This window comes from Streptomyces sp. NPDC006259 (assembly GCF_042870975.1).
Lineage (GTDB): Bacteria > Actinomycetota > Actinomycetes > Streptomycetales > Streptomycetaceae > Streptomyces.
The window spans coordinates 145,811-163,755 of record NZ_JBIAHY010000005.1; the positions used below are offsets into that span (position 1 = coordinate 145,811).

Sequence of the window (17,945 nt, forward strand, 5' to 3'; positions counted from 1 at the left end):
GTGTCGCGAGCGCGTCGGCCGGGTTCGCCGCTGCCGCGTCGCGCACGAAGCCCCCGCTGACGGCCGTCCGCGGCGGGGGAACCGATGCCCCCGGTGCCGCCCGGACCCCGGACTCGCCGCGCCCCGTGGCCCGTTCGGCCGCCGTCACGCGCAGGAGGGGCATCGGGCCGATGGCCCGAAGCCCCTGTCAGCGTCATGAGGCAGGGTGTTGGCGCGTTCGCGCGACCGTGGTGCGGCCGCTTCCCCGCAGCGGACGACTCTGCGGGAGCCGGGCCCCCGGCCTCGCTGACCGACCGTGAGCAGGCCCGACGTGAGCAGGGCTGACGTGAGCGGGCCGACATGTGCAGGCCCGACGTGTGCAGGGCCGACCTGTGGAGGCCCGGCGTAGAAATCTCCTCCGAACCGCCCGGACGTTCAGGAGTTTCTAGGTAGTGGTCGCCGGAGCAGATGCGCCGCCGCCGTCGAGACCAGGATCGCCATGCAGGCGATGAAGACCAGGCCCGCGCCCTCCAGGCCGAGCGGCTCGGCGAGCACGCCCACGCCGATCACCGGGACGGAGATGCCCGTGTAGGCCACCACGAACAGCGTCGAGATCACCGCCGCGCGCCGGTCGGCGGGGGAGGCCCCGGCCACCGCGGTCAGCGCGCCGCGGAACGCGAGTCCCTGGCCGATCCCGCCGACGATCGCGCTCAGTACCACCAGAGCCAGCAGCTCCCGGTGCAGCGCGCCCGCGAGCAGTGCGAGTCCCACGAGGAGCGCCGCGCAGCCCAGTGGCAGAGACCGCCGGACCCCGACCCGCCCGACGACCAGTTGTCCGGCGGTCGAGGAGAAGAAGGCCAGGGCGACGATCAGCCCGCTGACCGCATGGTTGTCCACGTGCAGCGACTGGGCGAGGAACGCGGGGCTGACCGACGTGAACACGCCGGACAGCGCGAAACCGACGAAGGCCGCGATCGCCGCCGGCCCGAAGACGGCCCGTACCTCGGCGGGCAGGGCGGGGCGCTGCGGCCGTACGGTGCTCAGCGGGCGCGGCTCCCGGACGGTTTCGGGGAGCCGCAGCAGGACGGCGGCCGAGACGACCACCAGGGCCAGGTGCACGGCGAACGGCAGGTACAGCGGCCAGGGCGCGTACTGCGCGAGCAGCCCGGCGAGGAGGGGGCCGCAGCCCAGACCGCCCATGGTGGCGGCCGTCGCCACAAACGTGGCCCGCGGGCCGCCGCCGCGCGGCGCCAGGTCCATGATGTACGCCGTGGCGGCTCCGGTGAACAGGCCGGCGGACAACCCGGACAGCAGCCGCCCCGCGTACAGCCAGGCCGGCGACTCGGCGCAGAGGAACGCGCCGGCGCTCGCCGCCGCGCAGCCCAGGCCCGCGAGGAGCACGACACGTCTGCCCACGGTGTCGGAGGCGTTGCCCGCGAGCAGCAGGACGCCGATCACCGCGAAGGCGTACACGGCGTACACGACGGTGACCGTCAGCTCGGAGAAGCCGAACTTCTGCTGGTAGAGGCCGTAGAGCGGAGTCGGGAGGGTGGTGCCGGCCATGCACACGGCGAAGACGGCCCCGCCGAGCAGAACCTGCGGCCATCCCCGGCGCTCACCGTCCATGCCGCCGACGGTAACGCGGCAACCCGTCTCCGCCCGGTACGACGTGCCCGTGAGCAGGTGGGCGGCCGACGGTCAGGAATCCGCCGGGGTGAGGACCGTCTGGAGGAGCGCGCCGTAGCGGGAGATCAGTTCCGCCCGGTCGGTGCGCAGCAGGGCTTCGTCCCTCACGACCCACAGGGTGTGCAGGAGACCCGCCGCCAGGGCGGCCGCGAGGCGTGCGCGGAGGTCGGAGTCCGGTCCGCGGAGCCGGCCGCGCAGGGACCGGACGAGGACCTGTTCGTGTGTGGTGCGCAACCGCTCCTGGATCTGCGGCTCGTTGCTGCCGCGTACCAGGGCGAGGAAGATGCCTCTGGCGGATCCGTCGAGGCCGACGAGGAGTTCGACAAGTCGTTCGCCCAACTGCCCCAGGGGGACGTCGAGGAGCGGTTCGTCGTCGATCGTCAGGTGCATCGTCTCCAGGAACAGCAGCTCCTTGCTCTTGAAGTGACGGATCACCAGGGCGGGGTCGGTGTCGGCCGCCGCGGCGATCTGGCGGACGGTGGTCCGGGCGAACCCCCCTTGCTGGAACAGTCGGGTGGCGGCGGAGTGGATGGCCTCGCGTGTCGTCGCGGCGGATCCCGTCTGCAACATCGCGCCAGGATAGGCGGAGCCGAGCCGGAGCGTGGGCCGTCTTCGGCCGAGCGACGTGGTAAGGCGTTCAAGAACTTCGGTCAACTATGTTGACTCGGCTGCCGGGCGCCTGCACATTACCTATGGGTAGTACCAACAGGTAACCGCGCAACCAGCACGTCACGGTCGTCGGCGGGCGTTCTCGCGCCCGCGCGAGCCGTCGGCACATCACCTCGCTCGAGCCGCTGAATCCTCGCGTCCCGTACGCCCGTGGGCATCGCTGTGCCCGTTTCCGCCGCGTCCGCACCCCCGAGAATCGAGAGCACATGCCGAAGCCCGTCCTGCGTCATGTCATGGCTACGTCACTGGCCGCCGTCGGTACGCTGGCCCTCAGCCTCACCGGGGCCCCCGCGCAAGCCGCCACCCCCCTCGACTACGCCGCCCTCGGCGACAGTTACAGCGCCGGTTCGGGCGTCCTTCCGGTGGACCTCTCGAACCTGCTGTGCCTGCGATCCACGGCCAACTACCCCCACGTCATCGCCTCCAGGACGGGCGCCCACCTCAAGGACGTGACCTGCGGAGCCGCCCAGACCAAGGACTTCACCCAGGCCCAGTACCCGGGCACGGCCCCTCAGGTGAACGCCCTCGACGCGGGCACCGACCTGGTCACGCTGACCATCGGCGGCAACGACAACGGGACCTTCATCAACGCCGTGACGGCGTGCGCCGCCGCCGGCGTGCTGAGCGGGGGTCAGGGCAGCCCCTGCAAGGACGCCAACGGCACGAAGTTCGACGACCAGATCGACGCGAGCACGTATCCCGCGCTCCGGGCCGCCCTCGGCAGCGTCCGCGCCAAGGCCCCCAACGCCCGTGTGGCGGTGCTGGGCTACCCCTGGATCACCCCCGCCACCGCGGATCCGTCCTGCTTCGCGAAGCTCCCCGTCGCCTCCGGCGACGTGCCCTACCTGCGCGCCATCCAGACCCACCTCAACGCCGTCGTCCGCCGCGCAGCCGAAGAAAGCGGAGCCACCTACGTCGACTTCGGCCGGGTGTCCGACGGCCACGACGCGTGCAAGCCCGTGGGCACCCGGTGGATCGAACCCCTCCTCTTCGGCAGCAGCGTCGTCCCCGTCCACCCCAACGCCCTCGGCGAGCGCCGCATGGCCGAACGGACCATGAACGTCCTCGGCCTCGGCTGACCGGGCGATCCGCCGACCGGGCGATCCACCGCCCCGACCGCCGCCGCGGGCACAGGGACACCGACACCGTTCGCGGCGGGGTGGGGAGCGGTGGGGAGCGGCAGCGAAGGCCGCGCGCAGGCAAAGGTGGCGCAGGCAAAGGTGGCGCAGGCAAAGGTGGCGCAGGCAAAGGTGGTGCCGGGAAAGGCGGCGGCGGCCGTCGACCGGGCCACGGGATCGGCGGCCAGGTCGAAGGGTGTCGCGGTCCCCGTGGTAGGTGGTCCATACCAAACTCTTGACAGCCGGATTACTCACTCCTTAAATCACACAGTGAACTAAGTGTTGCCCCCCACCGCCATGCCGCACCGACCGGCCGATCCCGCCCGTACCTGACCGACTCTGTCATGGGCATGATGTGGCCGGTCCCCGCGTCATGCCCCACGAAGGGAGAGTCATGGACTCCCCGCGCTTTTCCCGGCGCCTCCTGTGGTCGCTCGCCCCGCTCCTCGCCTTCGCGTCGCTCTCCACCGGGCTCGCGCAGGGCGCGTCGCCCGCGCCGAAGACCGCCGCGTCCGCCGTCGCCGAGGCCCAGGCGGCCGCCGTCACCTTCTCCGACGAGTTCGACGGTCCCGCGGGCGCCGGCGTCGACGGCGCCAAATGGCAGGTCGAGACCGGCGACAACGTCAACAACCACGAGCGGCAGTACTACACGGCCGGCAACCGCAACGCCGCCCTGGACGGCCAGGGCCATCTCGTGATCACCGCCCGCCGCGAGAACCCCGGCAACTACCAGTGCTGGTACGGACGGTGCGAGTACACCTCCGCCCGGCTGAACACGGCGGGCAGGTTCACCACGACGTACGGCCGTGTCGAGGCCCGGATGAAGATCCCGCGCGGCCAGGGCATGTGGCCCGCGTTCTGGATGCTGGGCAACGACATCGGCCAGGTCGGCTGGCCGAACTCGGGCGAGATCGACGTCATGGAGAACGTGGGCTTCGAGCCGTCCGCCGTGCACGGCACCCTGCACGGTCCCGGCTACTCCGGTTCCGGAGGCATCGGCGCCGGATACACCCTGCCCGGTGGACAGGCCTTCGCGGACGCCTTCCACACCTTCGCCGTCGACTGGAGCCCGAACGCGATCACCTGGTCCGTCGACGGCACGGTGTACCAGCGGCGCACCCCCGCCGACCTCGGCGGCCGGCAGTGGGTCTTCGACAAGCCCTTCTTCCTCATCCTCAACCTCGCGGTCGGCGGCTACTGGCCCGGGGACCCCGACGGCAGCACCGTCTTCCCCCAGCAACTCCTCGTCGACTACGTCCGCGTCAGCACCGACACCGCCCAGCCGGGCGGCAGCGGCCCCATCACCGGCGTCGGCGGCAAGTGCGTCGACGTGGCCGGAGCCAACACCGCCAACGGCACGGCCGTCCAGCTCTACGACTGCAACGGGACCGCCGCCCAGCGGTGGACCGTCGGCGCCGACGGCACCGTCCGCGCCCTCGGCAAGTGCCTGGACGTGGCCTCCGGCGGCACGGCCGACGGCACCCCGGTCCAGCTGTGGGACTGCAACGGCACCGCCGCCCAGCAGTGGGCCGTCCCGGCCGCGCGGGACATCGTCAACCCGCAGGCGAACAAGTGCCTGGACGCCAGCGGCGGCAGCTCCGCCAACGGCACCCGCCTCCAGATCTGGACCTGCACCGGAGCGGTCGGCCAGAAGTGGACGGTGACCCGATGAGCCCGCGACCCCCGCGTGGGCCGGCCGCTCGCCGCGAGCCGGTCGCGGTGGCCGCCGTGTGACGCGGCGGCAGGCGCACAGGCCGCGCCCGGTGCCGGATCTCCGGCACCGGGCGCGGCCCATGAGAGGGGTGGCCGATCCCCGCCACCGGGGGGATCGGCCGCGGGTCAGCGCGGGGCTCGCCGGGCCGCCGGCGAAGCCCCGTTCGGGGTTCCGGTGATCGTGAACTGCGACCCTGGTTCGACGTGTACGTCTCCCTCGGCCGAGCCCGTGATCGTGACGTTCGACAGGGTCGCGCTGCCGCGGGCGCCGCTCATCGCGAGGATGCCGGAGCCGTTGACGGACCTGTCGATACGGACGTCGGTGATCCGCACGTCCGGCATCGCGCCGCCTCCCGTCTTGAACTGGATGCCGTCGTACGTCGAGTCGTGGATCTCGGTGTCCCGGATGGTGACGCCCGGGATGTCCTGGCCCTGCGCGAAGAGGGTGATGGCACCGAACTCCTGGTCCTCGTTCCAGAACGCGCCGCCCGTGCGGTACAGGGCGTTGCCCGCGATCAGGGTCTGCCCGGAGAAGGGCAGCGGGTCGTGGTCGGTGGCCAGCATGATGCCCGGGTAGTTCATGGTGTCGGAGACGACGTTGTTCTCGATCGTGTTCCCGTGACCGCCGTACACCGCGATTCCGTTGGCCCGCCAGGGCAGCTGGACGGTGTTGTTGCGGAAGTGGTTGTCGTGGCCGACGTCCACCGCGGTGTCCTTCACGTACTTGCTGGCCCAGACCGCGAGCGCGTCGTCGCCGGTGTTGCGGAAGGAGGAGTTGTACACGGTGGAGTTGCGGGTGCCGTTGGCGAAGTTGATGCCGTCGGCGTAGGTGTCGCGGATGCGGACGCCGGTGAACTCCAGTCCGTCGCCGGGGCCCCACAGTTCGGGGATGTTGGAGTAGTCCCGGCCGGCCCACACACCGACGTTGGCGTGCTCGATCCACACGTTGGTGATCTTCGTGCCCTTGCCGAAGCGGCCGTTGAGGCCGACGCCGCCCTCGGCGTTGCCGTCGCCGCCCCGGATGGTGCCCGACCCGAAGATGGCGATGTCGGAGATCTGTGTGTTGTGGTCGATGTCGAAGCCGAAGTTGCCCTCGTGCGGGTGGTTGATGCCGCCCGCCTCGTGCGGCGGGGTCAGGGTGTACAGCTGGGAGTGCCACATGCCCGCGCCGCGGATCGTGACGTCCCGGATGCCCACCTGGTTGAACTGGCCGCGGTTGAGCGGGTCGTCGGTGAGGATCTTCTGTTCCTGCCGCCACTGTCCGGCCGGGATCCACACGCAGGAGATCTGGCCGTTCTGGTCGGCGGTGACCGCCCGCTGGAGGGCGTCGGTGTCGTCGAGGCCGTCGTTGGGGACGGCGCCGTACTCGGTGATCGAGGTGCAGGCGGCCGGCTTGGCGGCCGGTGGCGCCACCTGCTCCAGGTCGACGAGGTCGATGATCTGGAACGCGGCGGAGTCGCCCGCGTCGCGCTGGAGACGGAAGGTGGTCCCCACCGGGTAGGTCTGCGACAGCAGCGCGTGGGACTCGTCGAACAGGCGCCGGGCGTCGCCGCCGGGACGGTTGGTCAGCCCCTCCGGGTCGTCGGTGGAGCCGTACAGCCAGCTGTGCTTCGACGACAGGGTGAGCTTGCGGACGAACGTGCCGTCGGCGTAGAGGCTGATCGTGGCGTCCGCGCCGCCACCGGTCGCCGAGTCCGGGACGGAGTTGCGCACCACGAGGGAGTTGGCCGGGTTGGTCGAGGTGAACTCCACGTACTGGCCCGTGGAGTTGAGGCGCACCGACCTGCGTCCTGAGGACTCGGTGGCGAAGTTGGTGTGTCCGAAGGTCCGTTCGGCGTCGGCCGTCAGCAGTGTGCCCGAGTAGCGGCCGTCCTCCGCCTCGTATTCGGTGTACGGAACGGCGGCACCGCGTCCGACGACGAGGGACTTCGCGAGCACGTTGTTGTTCTCGTCGGTCTCGGTGACGACTCCGGTGGCGTCGGCGGTCGCGGTGACGGTGGCCCCGCCGGCGGTCGCCGTCCAGGCTCCGCTGATCCGCACGTCCACCGTGGCGTCCGGAGCCACCTGGCCGGTGGTGCCGTTCAGGGTGGTCGAGCCCGCCTGGACCCGGGTCACGGACCCGGCCGGTACCGCGGTGGTCCCGCGGTTGTGCACGGCGACGGTGAAGGAGACGGGGGTGCCGACGGCCGGGTTGGCCGGGCTGGTGGCGATGGACCGCACCTCCAGGTCGGGGCCCGGGGCCTGCGCGACGACCAGTCGGTTCGCGGCGGCACGGCTGTTGTTGGTGTCGTCCAGCTCGACGACGGTGCCCCGCGGGTCGACGACCGCCGACACGGCGTAACTGCCCGCCGGGCGCGTGCCGGTGGCCACGTCCACGGTGGCGGAGGCGCCCGGATCGAGTGCCGGGACGGCGCCGCTGCCCGCGACCACGCCCTCGACGACGGCTTCGACGGTGGTCGCGGCGGAGCGTGCGGTCCCGGCGTTGCGGACGGTGGCCCTGACGGTGACCGCGTCCCGTGCGGTGGGCGCGGCGGGCGTCCAGTCGAGGCCGGTGACCGTCAGGTCGGGGGCGGGCGCCGCGGTGCCGACGACCTGGAACTCGGCCACCTGACCGCCGGGCGCCCCGGTGTTCGAGGAGAACCGCAGGCGTACGTCGGCCCAGCGGCCGTCGACCGCGATGGTCACCGTGTTGCCGCTCGCCGGGCTGAAGGCGTACGTCCTCGCGGCGACGAGGGAGGTGAAGTCACCCGCCGCCTGCCGGCGGCCGAGGACCTGGATGCCCTGGGTGCGGGCGGCCCACACCGGGTCGGGGGCGAGCTTGACGACCACGGCGGAGAGATCGGCTTCGGCGCCCAGCCTCACGGTGAGGTCGGCGGGGTGGCCGGCCGCCTCCCAGTAGGTGGAGGTCGAGTCGTCGGTGGCGTTGGCGGCCACGTAGTTCTGCACGGAGGAGGTGGCCTCGACGGGCTTGTTCCGGGCCAGGTTGGTGCCGGTGGGTGGCGGTTGCGTGCCGCCGTCCTCGCCGTAGACCTCCAGTTCGGAGAGCTGGGCCGCGTTCCAGCCGGTGTTGCCGGAGATGCTGACGCGGACGTAGCGGACGTCGGCGGGGGAGGCCGGTGCGACGGACACGGTGTTGGCCCGCACCGGGTCGAAGACCCGGACCGCCGAGGTGGCGAGGGTGCTGAACGCGGAGCCGTCGGTGCTGCCCTGGAGGGACAGGGTCTGGTCGCGGCCCTCCCAGCCCGTCGGGAGTTTCAGCACGACCCGGTCCACGTCGCGGGGAGCGCCGAGGTCGACCTGCACCCACTGCGGGAAGGAGCCCGCGGGGCCCTCCCAGTAGGACGCCTGGGCGCCGTCGGTGGTGCGGGACGCCGGGTACTCGGCGTGCGAGCCGCCCGCGGTCGCCGGGCGGCCGAGGGCCAGGTTGACGTCGGCGGCGGCCGGTTCGGCCTGGGCGGGGGGAGCGAAACCCAGCGGCAGCAGTCCCGTCGTGACCAGAGCGGCGATGACGACGCCGGTCAGTGGCCGACGGCCTGGTGGTCTCCATCTCATGGTGTCCTCAGTTCGATCGGTGGCGCGGCGGAGGGCGCGGCGGACCGGCGGGGGAGGTGCGGGGAGGAGAGAGCGGGACGACCCCGAGGGGTCCACCCGAGCGAGAAAACGCCGGCCGTGCAGGTGATTTGAGTCGGACGGTCGATTCTTTGCGGAAACTACGTCCACAGGTTTCTCGCGAGTCTTCGGTTTGTCAACGGTCCGGGGAGGAGCGCCGGTTGACGCGCAAGTCGCTTGCGCCGCTTGTCGGCCGACTTGCTTTTCCCGACAGTCCTCGCGAAAGCCGCTGGCGGGGGCGGTCACAGGCCGAATCGCCGAGGGAGGGGGCGACCCGGCCGAGAACCAGGACGGATGACGTCGCGCCCGGTGAGCCGCCCACGACAGCCTCGCCGCCGACGTCCCGCACGCTCGGCATTCACGCAAAACGCTTGCATCGCTTGCGCTAGCCTTTCGTTCATGACGCGACGACTTGCTCAGGTAGCCAAGAAGGTTGGGGTCAGCGAGGCCACGGTCAGCCGGGTCCTCAACGGCAAGCCCGGGGTGTCGGACGCCACCCGGCAGTCCGTCCTGACCGCGCTGGACGTGCTCGGCTACGAGCGCCCCACCCAGCTGCGCGGCGAACGCGCCCGCCTGGTGGGCCTGGTCCTGCCCGAGCTGCAGAACCCGATCTTCCCCCTGCTCGCCGAGGTCATCGGCGCGGCCCTCGCCCAGCAGGGGCTGACCCCGGTGCTGTGCACCCAGACCAAGGGCGGCGTCTCCGAGGCGGACTACGTCGAGCTGCTGCTCCAGCAGCACGTCTCGGGGGTGGTGTTCGCCGGTGGGCTGTTCGCTCAGGCCGACGCCCCGCACGAGCACTACCACCAACTCGCCGAGCGGCGGATCCCGGTGGTGCTGATCAACGCCCCCATAGCGGAACTGGACTTCCCCTGCGTCTCCTGCGACGACGCCGTCGCCGTCGAGCAGGCCTGGCGCCACCTCTCGCTGCTGGGTCACGAGCGCATCGGCGTCGTGCTCGGACCCGGTGACCACATCCCCTCCCGGCGCAAGCTCGCCGCCGCACGCGCCGCCGCCGAGGCGGCCGGCTCCCCCCTGCCCGACGACCGGGTGGAGCGCTCGATGTTCTCCCTGGAGGGCGGCCAGGCGGCCACCACGCGCCTGCTGGAACGCGGTGTCACCGGCATCGTCTGCGCCAGCGACCCCCTAGCGCTCGGTGCCATCAGGGCCGCCCGCCGCCGCGGCCTCGCGGTGCCCGGACAGGTGTCGGTCGTCGGCTTCGACGACTCGGCGTTCATGAACTGCATCGAGCCCCCGCTGACGACCGTGCGCCAGCCCATCGAGGCCATGGGGCGGGCCGCCGTGGACCTGTTGTGCGCCCAGATCCGCGGTGGTGAAGTGCCGCCCGGAGAGCTGCTGTTCGAACCCGAACTGGTGGTCCGCGGATCGACGGCGCAGGCTCCGCGCGGCTGAACGGCGGGCTCGGTGCGGGCCGCTGCGGGCCTGCCGTCGCGGACCGGTCAACCGGCCTGCCGGGGACGGGCCTTGCGCAGCCGGACCCGGCGTGGACTCGGGTGTATGCGGCTGACTGTCAAACAATTACTAAATCAGCGCGAGATATTGCGACCACTTGTTGGCGGTGGTTGAGTGTGCGGCGCCCCACATCGCATCGGCGACGGGGGCGCCTTCCACGTTCATGCCCGAAGGGGACCACCCATGAGAAGAGTTCGGTTCCGCCGCACCCCCCGCACGCATCGCACTCGTCGCACCCGCCGCGCCGGCGCGGTCGCCCTCGTCTCCGCGCTCACGCTGACGGCGCTCGCCGCCTGCGGCACGAGCAGCGACACCGACGACGACAACGGTTCCGGGGACGGCGCGAACTCGGATCCCACCGCGCCGCTGGACCCCGGGACCAAGGTGACCATCACCATCGACTGCATGCCCCCGGCGGCGAAGGCGGCCGAGCTGAAGGAGTGGAACGAGGACGTCGAGGAGTTCAACAAGACGTACCCCCACGTCACCGTCCGGGGCCGGTCCACCCCGGGCCAGTGTCTGGAGCCGCCCCGCTTCACCGCCATGCTCAAGGCCAAGTCCCAGCCCGACGTGTTCTACACGTACTTCACCGACCTGGAGCAGGTCCTCGACAACGACGGCGCCCAGGACATCAGCGCCTACGTCAACGACAGGACCGTTCCGCTGCTGAAGGACATCGACCCCGACGTCCTCGCCTCCCTCACACGGGACGGCAAGCTCTACGGCCTGCCCACCAGCAACTACCGGATGGGCCTGCTGATCAACCGCAGACTCTTCACCGAGGCCGGCCTCGACCCCGACACCCCGCCGGCCACCTGGGAGGACGTCCGCGCGGCGGCCAAGAGGATCGCGGCCCTCGGCGGCGGCGTCGCCGGGTTCGGCGAGTACAGCGCGGCCAACACCGGCGGCTGGCACTTCACCGCGCAGATGTACAGCCTCGGCGGTGACGTCGTCGACGCCTCCGGGAAGAAGGCCGCCTTCGACGACGCGACCGGCAAGCAGGTCGCCCGCAACCTCCACGCGATGCGCTGGGAGGACGACTCGATGGGCAAGACCCAACTGCTGAAGTGGGGCGACCTCCAGAAGCAGATCGCCACCGACAAGCTCGGCATGTTCCTCGCCGCGCCCGACGACGTGACCTACATGGTCCAGCAACTCGGCGCCAAGTACGAGAACTTCGGCATGGGCCCGATCCCCGGCGGCCGCAACACCCTCGCCGGCGGCAACAACTACATGATCAAGAAGGGTATTTCGCCCGACAAGGTCAAGGCCGCCGTCGCCTGGCTCAACTTCAAGTTCACCACCGTCGGCAAGGGCCACTACGACTGGCGGCGGGCCAAGGCCGACGGTCTGCCCGTCGGACTCCCGCAGCCCAACCTGTGGAGGAACGACAGCAAGGCCAAGGACGACGCGGCCCGCAAGCAGTACGCCACCATGCCGGTGGAGAACTTCAAGGCGTTCATGGACAACCCGGTCCCGGGCAAGGCCGAACCGCCGAAGGCCCAGGAGATCTACAAGGTCCTCGACAACGTGATGTCCGGCATCCTCACCAACGAGGACGCCGACATCGACAAGCTCCTGTCGACGGCGGCGTCCCAGGTCGACCAGGTCCTCGCCACGCGGTGACCCCGCGGGGCCGGGCGGCGCCGCACCGACCCGGCCCGCGAGCGCCCCCGCCCGGCCCGCGAGCGCGCCCCCGCCCTCCCCGGCGGCACGGCGAGCCCGACCGCCCACGTCACGTGCCCGGACCGACGCGTCCGGCGGCACCGCAGCACGTCAAGGAGCGCCCATGTCGGCCCCCACCCTCGCGCAGGACCCGGCGGCCAAGGAGCGCCGTCCCCGCCGGACCCGCCCCGGCGCCGTACGGCCCCCGGCCGCAGGCCTCGCCACGGCCGTGCGCCGCAACCTCACCGCCCACGGATTCCTCATCGGCGCGGTGCTCTGCTTCGCCTTCTTCTCCTGGTACCCGATCGTCCGCGAGTTCCTGCTCGCCTTCCAGAAGACCGAGAACGGCCGCGTCAGCTGGACCGGCTGGGACAACTTCGTCACCGTCTGGAACGACCCCGCCTTCGGCCAGGCCTGGCGCAACACCCTGTGGTTCACCGTCCTCGCGCTGCTCCTGGGCTTCGCCGTCCCCTTCCTCACCGCCCTGGTCATCAACGAGTTCCGGCACGGCCAGGGCTACCTGCGGCTGCTCGTCTACCTGCCGGTGATGCTTCCGCCCACCGCGTCCGTCCTGCTGTTCAAGTACCTGTACGACCCCGGGTACGGCATGTTCAACGAGGTCCTCGGCGTCCTCGGCGTTCCCGCCCAGCAGTGGCTCCAGGACCCCGACACCGCGATGCTCTCCGTGGTCGTCGCCTCCACCTGGATGAACATGGGCGGCGCGACCCTCATCTACCTGGCCGCACTCCAGGGCGTCCCCGGCGAACTGTACGAGGCCGCCGAACTCGACGGGGCCGGCCTGCTGCGCAAGGTGTGGCACGTGACGATCCCGCAGACCCGGCTCGTGCTGCTGCTGATGCTCCTCATGCAGATCATCGCCACCATGCAGGTCTTCATCGAACCCTTCCTGCTCACCGGCGGCGCCGGACCGGAGGGCTCCACCACGACGGTCGTCTACCTCATCTACCAGTACGCCTTCAACTTCAACAACTACGGTGCCGCGGCCGCGCTCGGCCTGCTCCTGCTCGTACTGCTGGCCGGCTTCTCGGCCGCGTACACCAGGCTCAGCCGCGCCGCCGACGACTAGGACCGGGGGAGACACGCACATGTCCACACGCACGCTCATCTCACCCGCCCGACTGGCCCGGCCGCGCGGCAGACTCCTCTACTGGCTCGCCTTCGCGCTCGTCGTCGCCCTGTTCACGCTGGCCTTCCTGGGCCCCCTGTACTGGATGGTGTCCGGCGGACTCAAGACCACCCAGGAAGCCGTCCAGACACCCCCGACCTGGGTGCCCGCCTCCGTCCACCCCGAGAACTACCGGCGGGCCTGGGAGGTCATGGACCTCGCCCGACTGCTCCTGAACACCCTGTACTACGCCTTCGGGGCGCTCGCCTTCCAACTGGTCCTGGACGTCGCCGCCGCCTACTCGCTGTCCAGGCTGCGGCCCGTCCTCGGCAAGGCCGTCCTCGGGATGATGCTCGTCACCCTGATGATCCCGGCGACCGTCCTCGTCGTACCCCAGTACCTCACCGTGCTGGACGTGCCGATCGTCGAACGCAACCTGCTCAACTCGCCGTGGGCCATCTGGCTGCCCTCGGTGACCAACGCCTTCTCCATCTTCCTGCTGAAGCGGTTCTTCGACTCCATCCCCCGGGAACTCCTCGACGCGGCCTCCATGGACGGCGCCGGACCGCTGCGCGTCCTGTGGTCCGTCGTCCTGCCGATCTCCCGGCCCATCCTCGGGGTGGTGTCCATCTTCGCCGTCGTCGGCGTCTGGAAGGACTTCCTCTGGCCGATGCTGGTGCTGCCCGACCCCACCGGACAGACCCTCGCCGTCGGCGTCTACTCGCTCGCCACGAGCGTGCCCGAGAACGTCCTGATCGCCGCCCTGACCATCGCCTCCCTGCCGACCCTGCTGCTGTTCCTCCTCTTCCAGCGCAACATCATGAGCGGACTGACCGCGGGCGGCCTCAAGGGCTGACGCGTCTCGCCTCCCGGCACCGGTGCACCACCGCCCTCCCGACCTTTCCGCCGCCGCCCGTCCTCGCCGCCCCGCTGTCCGAGGCGGCGGCGGAGAACCACCCTGCCCCGAAAGGACCCTCACGTGGCAGCCCCGCATCGCGACACGACCCCCGGCCACTCGGACCCCTGGTGGCGTGACGCTGCCATCTACCAGGTCTACCCCCGCAGCTTCGCCGACGGTGACGGCGACGGCACCGGGGACCTCGCGGGCGTACGGGCGAAACTGCCCTACCTCGCCGAACTGGGCGTCGACGCCGTCTGGTTCACCCCCTGGTACGTCTCGCCGCTCGCCGACGGCGGCTACGACGTCGCCGACTACCGCGCCATCGACCCCGCCTTCGGCACCCTCGACGAGGCCGAGAAGCTGATCGCCGAGGCCCGCGCCCTCGGCATCCGCACCATCGTCGACATCGTGCCCAACCACGTCTCCGACCAGCACCCCTGGTTCCGGGCGGCGCTCGCCGCCGGACCCGGCAGCCCCGAACGCGAGCTGTTCCACTTCCGCCCCGGACGCGGTGAGCACGGCGAACTGCCGCCCAACGACTGGCCGTCACAGTTCGCGGGCCCGACCTGGACCCGGGTCGAGGACGGCGAGTGGTACCTGCACCTGTTCACCCCGCAGCAACCCGACCTCAACTGGGCCCACCCGGCGGTCCGCGAGGAACACGAGGACGTCCTGCGGTTCTGGTTCGAGCGGGGCGTCGCGGGCGTCCGTATCGACTCGGCCGCCCTGCCCGCCAAGGACCCCGCCCTGCCCGACTTCGTCGAGGGCCGCGACCCCCACCCCTACGTCGACCGCGACGAACTCCACGACATCTACCGCTCCTGGCGGCGCGTCGCCGACGCCCACGACGGCGTCTTCGTCGGCGAGGTGTGGCTCCCGGACGCGGAGCGCTTCGCCCGCTACCTGCGCCCCGACGAACTGCACACCGCGTTCAACTTCACCTTCCTGGCCTGCCCGTGGGAGGCCGCGCGGCTGCGCACGGCCATCGACGACACCCTCGCCGAGCACGCCCCCGTCGGCGCCCCCGCCACCTGGGTGCTGTGCAACCACGACGTGACACGCACGGTCACGCGCTACGGCCGCGAGGACACCGGCTTCACCTTCGCCACCAAGGCCTTCGGCACCCCCACCGATCTGGAGCTGGGCACCCGCCGGGCCCGTGCCGCCGCTCTCCTCACCCTCGCCCTGCCCGGCTCCGTCTACCTCTACCAGGGCGAGGAACTGGGCCTGCCGGAGGCGGACATCCCCCGCGACCGCATCCAGGACCCCATGCACTTCCGCTCCGGCGGCACCGACCCCGGCCGCGACGGCTGCCGCGTCCCCCTGCCGTGGACCGCCGACGCTCCCCACGCCGGCTTCGGCTCGGACGCCGAACCCTGGCTGCCGCAGCCCACCGGCTGGTCCGCGTACGCCGCCGACCGCCAGGCCGCCGACCCCGCCTCCATGCTGACCCTGTACCGCACGGCCCTGCGGCTGCGCCGCACCGATCCCGGCCTGGGCGACGGCCCGTTGGAGTGGCTGCCCGCCGCCGACGAGGTCCTCGCGTTCCGCCGCGCGCCGGGACTGGTCTGCGTGGTCAACCTGGGCGGCGCCCCGGCCGACCTGCCGGACCACGAGACCGTCCTCCTCGCCAGCGGCCCCCTGGCGGACGACGGGAAGCTGCCCACCGACACGGCGGCCTGGCTGCGCGTCTAGGACCCGTCCGCCGATCACGTCCGGCGCCCGAGTGCCTCCACCCCGAGCACCTGGGAGGGGTGCCGTGGCGCGGGACGGCACGGCGCCCGGTGTGCGGTCCGGTCGCCGCGCGCGCGAAGTCCGGTCACCCGGCGGCGGTCAGGCGGCGGCGAAGCTCCTCCTCGGAGACGTCCTCCAGGTGGGTGAGGAAGACCCACAGGTGACCCGAAGGGTCCCTGAGGACGACGGTGCGATCGCCGTGGAACATGTCCTTCGGCGGCTGGAGGATCTCGGCGCCGGCGGCTTCCGCGCGCTCCGCCAGACCGTCGACGTCCGGCACGAAGACATGCAGCATGACGGACGTACCTCCGCCGAGCGAGGTCGGCGCGGCGAAGGGGGTGGCCGCCGCCTCGTCCACGCCGGCGTCGCCCAGCATCAGGGCCGACCGTCCGACGGTGATCTCGGCGTGCAGGATCCGGCCGCCGGGGGCGTCGATCCTGAAGTCCTCACGGGCGCCGAACGCCCGCTGGTAGAAGTCGATCGCCGCGGCGGCGTCCTCGACCACGATGTGCGGGATCACGGCATAGCGGTAGCGGTCGGGAATCTCGATGTGGGTCGTGCGCTCGGCCACGGCGAACCTCCTGGAAGCGGCGCCGCCGGTCGGTTCCCGCGGCCCTGGTAGGAACCTAGAAGCTCAGGTTTGGTTGAGGTCAAGCGTCGGAGTGGCTCCGCGGGTGTCCGGTCGCGGGCACGCGCAGGCAGACGCCCGCCCCCGGACGGCACGGCTCGCCGACTCGGTGTCGGCGTGCGCCGATCTCCTCCATCGAGGGTGCCCGCGCCCCGACCTACGATGAGGGGATGCTGAAGCTCACCGATGTCATCCTGGACTGCCCCGACCCCTGGAAGCTGGCCGAGTTCTACGCGAAGCTGCTGGGCTGGGAGATCAACACCGACATAAGCCAGAAGGACTGGGTCAACCTGCGCAACGACGGCATCGAGCTGTCCTTCCAGCGCGTGGAGAACTACCAGCGGCCCTCCTGGCCGGGCCAGGAGCATCCGCAGCAGTTCCACCTCGACTTCGAAGTGGACGAGTTCGAGCCCGAGCAGCGCCGGGTGATCGAGCTGGGTGCCACCTTCGAGAAGAGTTTCGTCGGTGAGTCGGGCTACGGCTGGCAGGTCTACACCGATCCGGCCGGGCATCCGTTCTGCCTGTGCCGCAACCGTCCCTCGACCTGACCGCACGCAAATGAGAAGCCGCCCCCCGGCCACGAAGGCAGTTGGGGGCGGCTTCTCGTCCCTCGCGGGAACCCGGTGTCGCGCGAAGCGTAGGGGTTCGCCCGGCGCGGGGCGGGTGCCGTGCGGCGCCGTGCCTACCTCTCGGGTAATCGACCGCCGGCCCCTCGAAGGCGCAGGATCGTGGGTGTCGAGAGCCCGAACGGACGGAAGGACACCATGTCTGCCTACGCGATCGCCCACTTGCAGGAGGCGGCACCGCACGCGGAGGTCGCCGAGTACATCGAGCGCATCACCGCGACGTTCGAACCGTACGGCGGCCGCTTCCTGGTGCACGGTGCGCAGCACGAGGTGATGGAGGGCGCCTGGCCAGGACACGTCGTGGTGATCGGCTTCCCCTCGATCGCCCGGGCGCGCGCCTGGTGGGCCTCCGCCGCGTATCAGGAGATCGCGCCGCTGCGCGCACGGCACATCGAGGGCGACATCATCCTGGTCCCGGGCGTCCCCGAGGGCTACGACGCGACCCTCACGGGAAGGGCGATGCGCGAGGCGCTGCCCGCCCGATAGCGGAGCCGCTGCCCGCCCGACAGCGGAGCCGCTGCCCGACGAGCGGCCGGACCCCGGTCCGTTCAGCCGGGCCCGGCGTCCGCCGCGGGCGGACGGAAGCAGGCCGTGACCGTCTTCCCGTGCGGACAGGGGTGCGCCTCCCAGCTGTCGGCCAGGGCGTCGATCAGGAGCATGCCCCGCCCTCCGACCCGGTCGGTGCTGGGCTGCCGGGGAGAGGGCAGCTCGCCCGAGTGGTCGTGGACCGCGATGTGCAGGCATTGGCTGTCCCACACCATGACGAGCTGGGCGTTGCTGTGGGCGTGCCGGTGGGCGTTCGTGACCAGCTCGGAGACCGTCAGCAGAACGGCGTCGGAGGTCTCCGCGGCCTCGGTGCTCCAGCCCAGGGAGTCGAGGTGTCCCCGGGCCCAGTCGCGGGCGGCCTTCACCGAAGTGTCCAATGGCAGGGTCCGCGCCCACCCGACCGCCCGTACCGCCGACCCGTCCATCCTGACCCCTTTCGAAGGAAATGCCGTGAGGATGGGCGGGTACCCCCGGA

The 17,945-nt window shown here is 71.5% G+C and carries 14 protein-coding genes; 9 read left to right on the forward strand and 5 right to left on the reverse strand.

The genetic code is table 11. The features are described 5' to 3' along the window. Positions 1–414 precede the first annotated feature (414 nt). Both ACFYO5_RS21345 and ACFYO5_RS21350 read right to left on the reverse strand, forming a co-directional pair. A complete protein-coding gene (locus ACFYO5_RS21345) occupies positions 415–1,605 on the reverse strand; it encodes an MFS transporter (RefSeq protein WP_388710738.1) in 1,191 nt (396 codons plus the stop codon). Positions 1,606–1,677: 72 nt separating this feature from the next. Next, complete coding sequence (locus tag ACFYO5_RS21350; RefSeq protein WP_388710741.1) at positions 1,678–2,235, reverse strand: TetR family transcriptional regulator; 558 nt, start codon at positions 2,233–2,235, stop codon at positions 1,678–1,680. Positions 2,236–2,540: 305 nt separating this feature from the next. Between ACFYO5_RS21350 and ACFYO5_RS21355 the strand changes: the two genes are divergently transcribed. Next, on the forward strand, positions 2,541–3,413 hold the full coding sequence (locus tag ACFYO5_RS21355) for an SGNH/GDSL hydrolase family protein (RefSeq protein ID WP_388710744.1): 873 nt from the start codon (positions 2,541–2,543) through the stop codon (positions 3,411–3,413). Between the two features lie 433 nt (positions 3,414–3,846). Continuing rightward, a complete protein-coding gene (locus ACFYO5_RS21360; RefSeq protein WP_388710747.1) occupies positions 3,847–5,124 on the forward strand; it encodes an RICIN domain-containing protein in 1,278 nt (425 codons plus the stop codon). A gap of 167 nt (positions 5,125–5,291) precedes the next feature. On the opposite strand, the gene ACFYO5_RS21365 is transcribed toward ACFYO5_RS21360, so the two are convergent. Next, the gene (locus ACFYO5_RS21365) at positions 5,292–8,717 is read right to left on the reverse strand and encodes a CARDB domain-containing protein (RefSeq protein ID WP_388710750.1); all 3,426 of its coding nucleotides are present in this window, start codon (positions 8,715–8,717) and stop codon (positions 5,292–5,294) included. Between the two features lie 456 nt (positions 8,718–9,173). Here ACFYO5_RS21365 and ACFYO5_RS21370 point away from each other — a divergent pair, with 456 nt between their 5' ends. The 5 genes from ACFYO5_RS21370 (at position 9,174) to ACFYO5_RS21390 (ending at position 15,631) form a co-directional block, all read left to right on the forward strand. Further along, positions 9,174–10,184, forward strand: coding sequence for a LacI family DNA-binding transcriptional regulator (locus tag ACFYO5_RS21370; RefSeq protein ID WP_388710753.1), 1,011 nt, complete (start codon positions 9,174–9,176; stop codon positions 10,182–10,184). Between the two features lie 243 nt (positions 10,185–10,427). Beyond that, complete coding sequence (locus tag ACFYO5_RS21375; RefSeq protein ID WP_388710756.1) at positions 10,428–11,870, forward strand: ABC transporter substrate-binding protein; 1,443 nt, start codon at positions 10,428–10,430, stop codon at positions 11,868–11,870. 163 nt (positions 11,871–12,033) lie between these two features. After that, positions 12,034–12,996, forward strand: coding sequence for a carbohydrate ABC transporter permease (locus tag ACFYO5_RS21380; protein WP_388710759.1), 963 nt, complete (start codon positions 12,034–12,036; stop codon positions 12,994–12,996). 19 nt (positions 12,997–13,015) lie between these two features. After that, on the forward strand, positions 13,016–13,891 hold the full coding sequence (locus ACFYO5_RS21385) for a carbohydrate ABC transporter permease (RefSeq protein WP_356570027.1): 876 nt from the start codon (positions 13,016–13,018) through the stop codon (positions 13,889–13,891). Between the two features lie 123 nt (positions 13,892–14,014). After that, entirely contained in the window at positions 14,015–15,631 is a 1,617-nt protein-coding gene (locus tag ACFYO5_RS21390) for a glycoside hydrolase family 13 protein (protein WP_356570026.1), read from the forward strand. A gap of 124 nt (positions 15,632–15,755) precedes the next feature. On the opposite strand, the gene ACFYO5_RS21395 is transcribed toward ACFYO5_RS21390, so the two are convergent. Next, positions 15,756–16,241 carry a VOC family protein gene (locus ACFYO5_RS21395; RefSeq protein ID WP_388710763.1) on the reverse strand — a complete coding sequence of 162 codons (486 nt, stop codon included), beginning with the start codon at positions 16,239–16,241 and terminating at the stop codon, positions 15,756–15,758. 227 nt (positions 16,242–16,468) lie between these two features. On the opposite strand from ACFYO5_RS21395, the gene ACFYO5_RS21400 reads away from it, so the two are divergent. Both ACFYO5_RS21400 and ACFYO5_RS21405 read left to right on the forward strand, forming a co-directional pair. Next, positions 16,469–16,846: a VOC family protein gene (locus ACFYO5_RS21400; protein ID WP_388710766.1), complete on the forward strand. Its 378-nt coding sequence runs from the start codon at positions 16,469–16,471 to the stop codon at positions 16,844–16,846. Between the two features lie 216 nt (positions 16,847–17,062). After that, complete coding sequence (locus ACFYO5_RS21405; protein WP_388710769.1) at positions 17,063–17,410, forward strand: DUF1330 domain-containing protein; 348 nt, start codon at positions 17,063–17,065, stop codon at positions 17,408–17,410. Between the two features lie 62 nt (positions 17,411–17,472). Here the strand turns inward: ACFYO5_RS21405 and ACFYO5_RS21410 are convergent, their stop codons facing one another. After that, entirely contained in the window at positions 17,473–17,895 is a 423-nt protein-coding gene (locus ACFYO5_RS21410; RefSeq protein ID WP_356570022.1) for an ATP-binding protein, read from the reverse strand. Between the last annotated feature and the right edge of the window lie 50 nt (positions 17,896–17,945).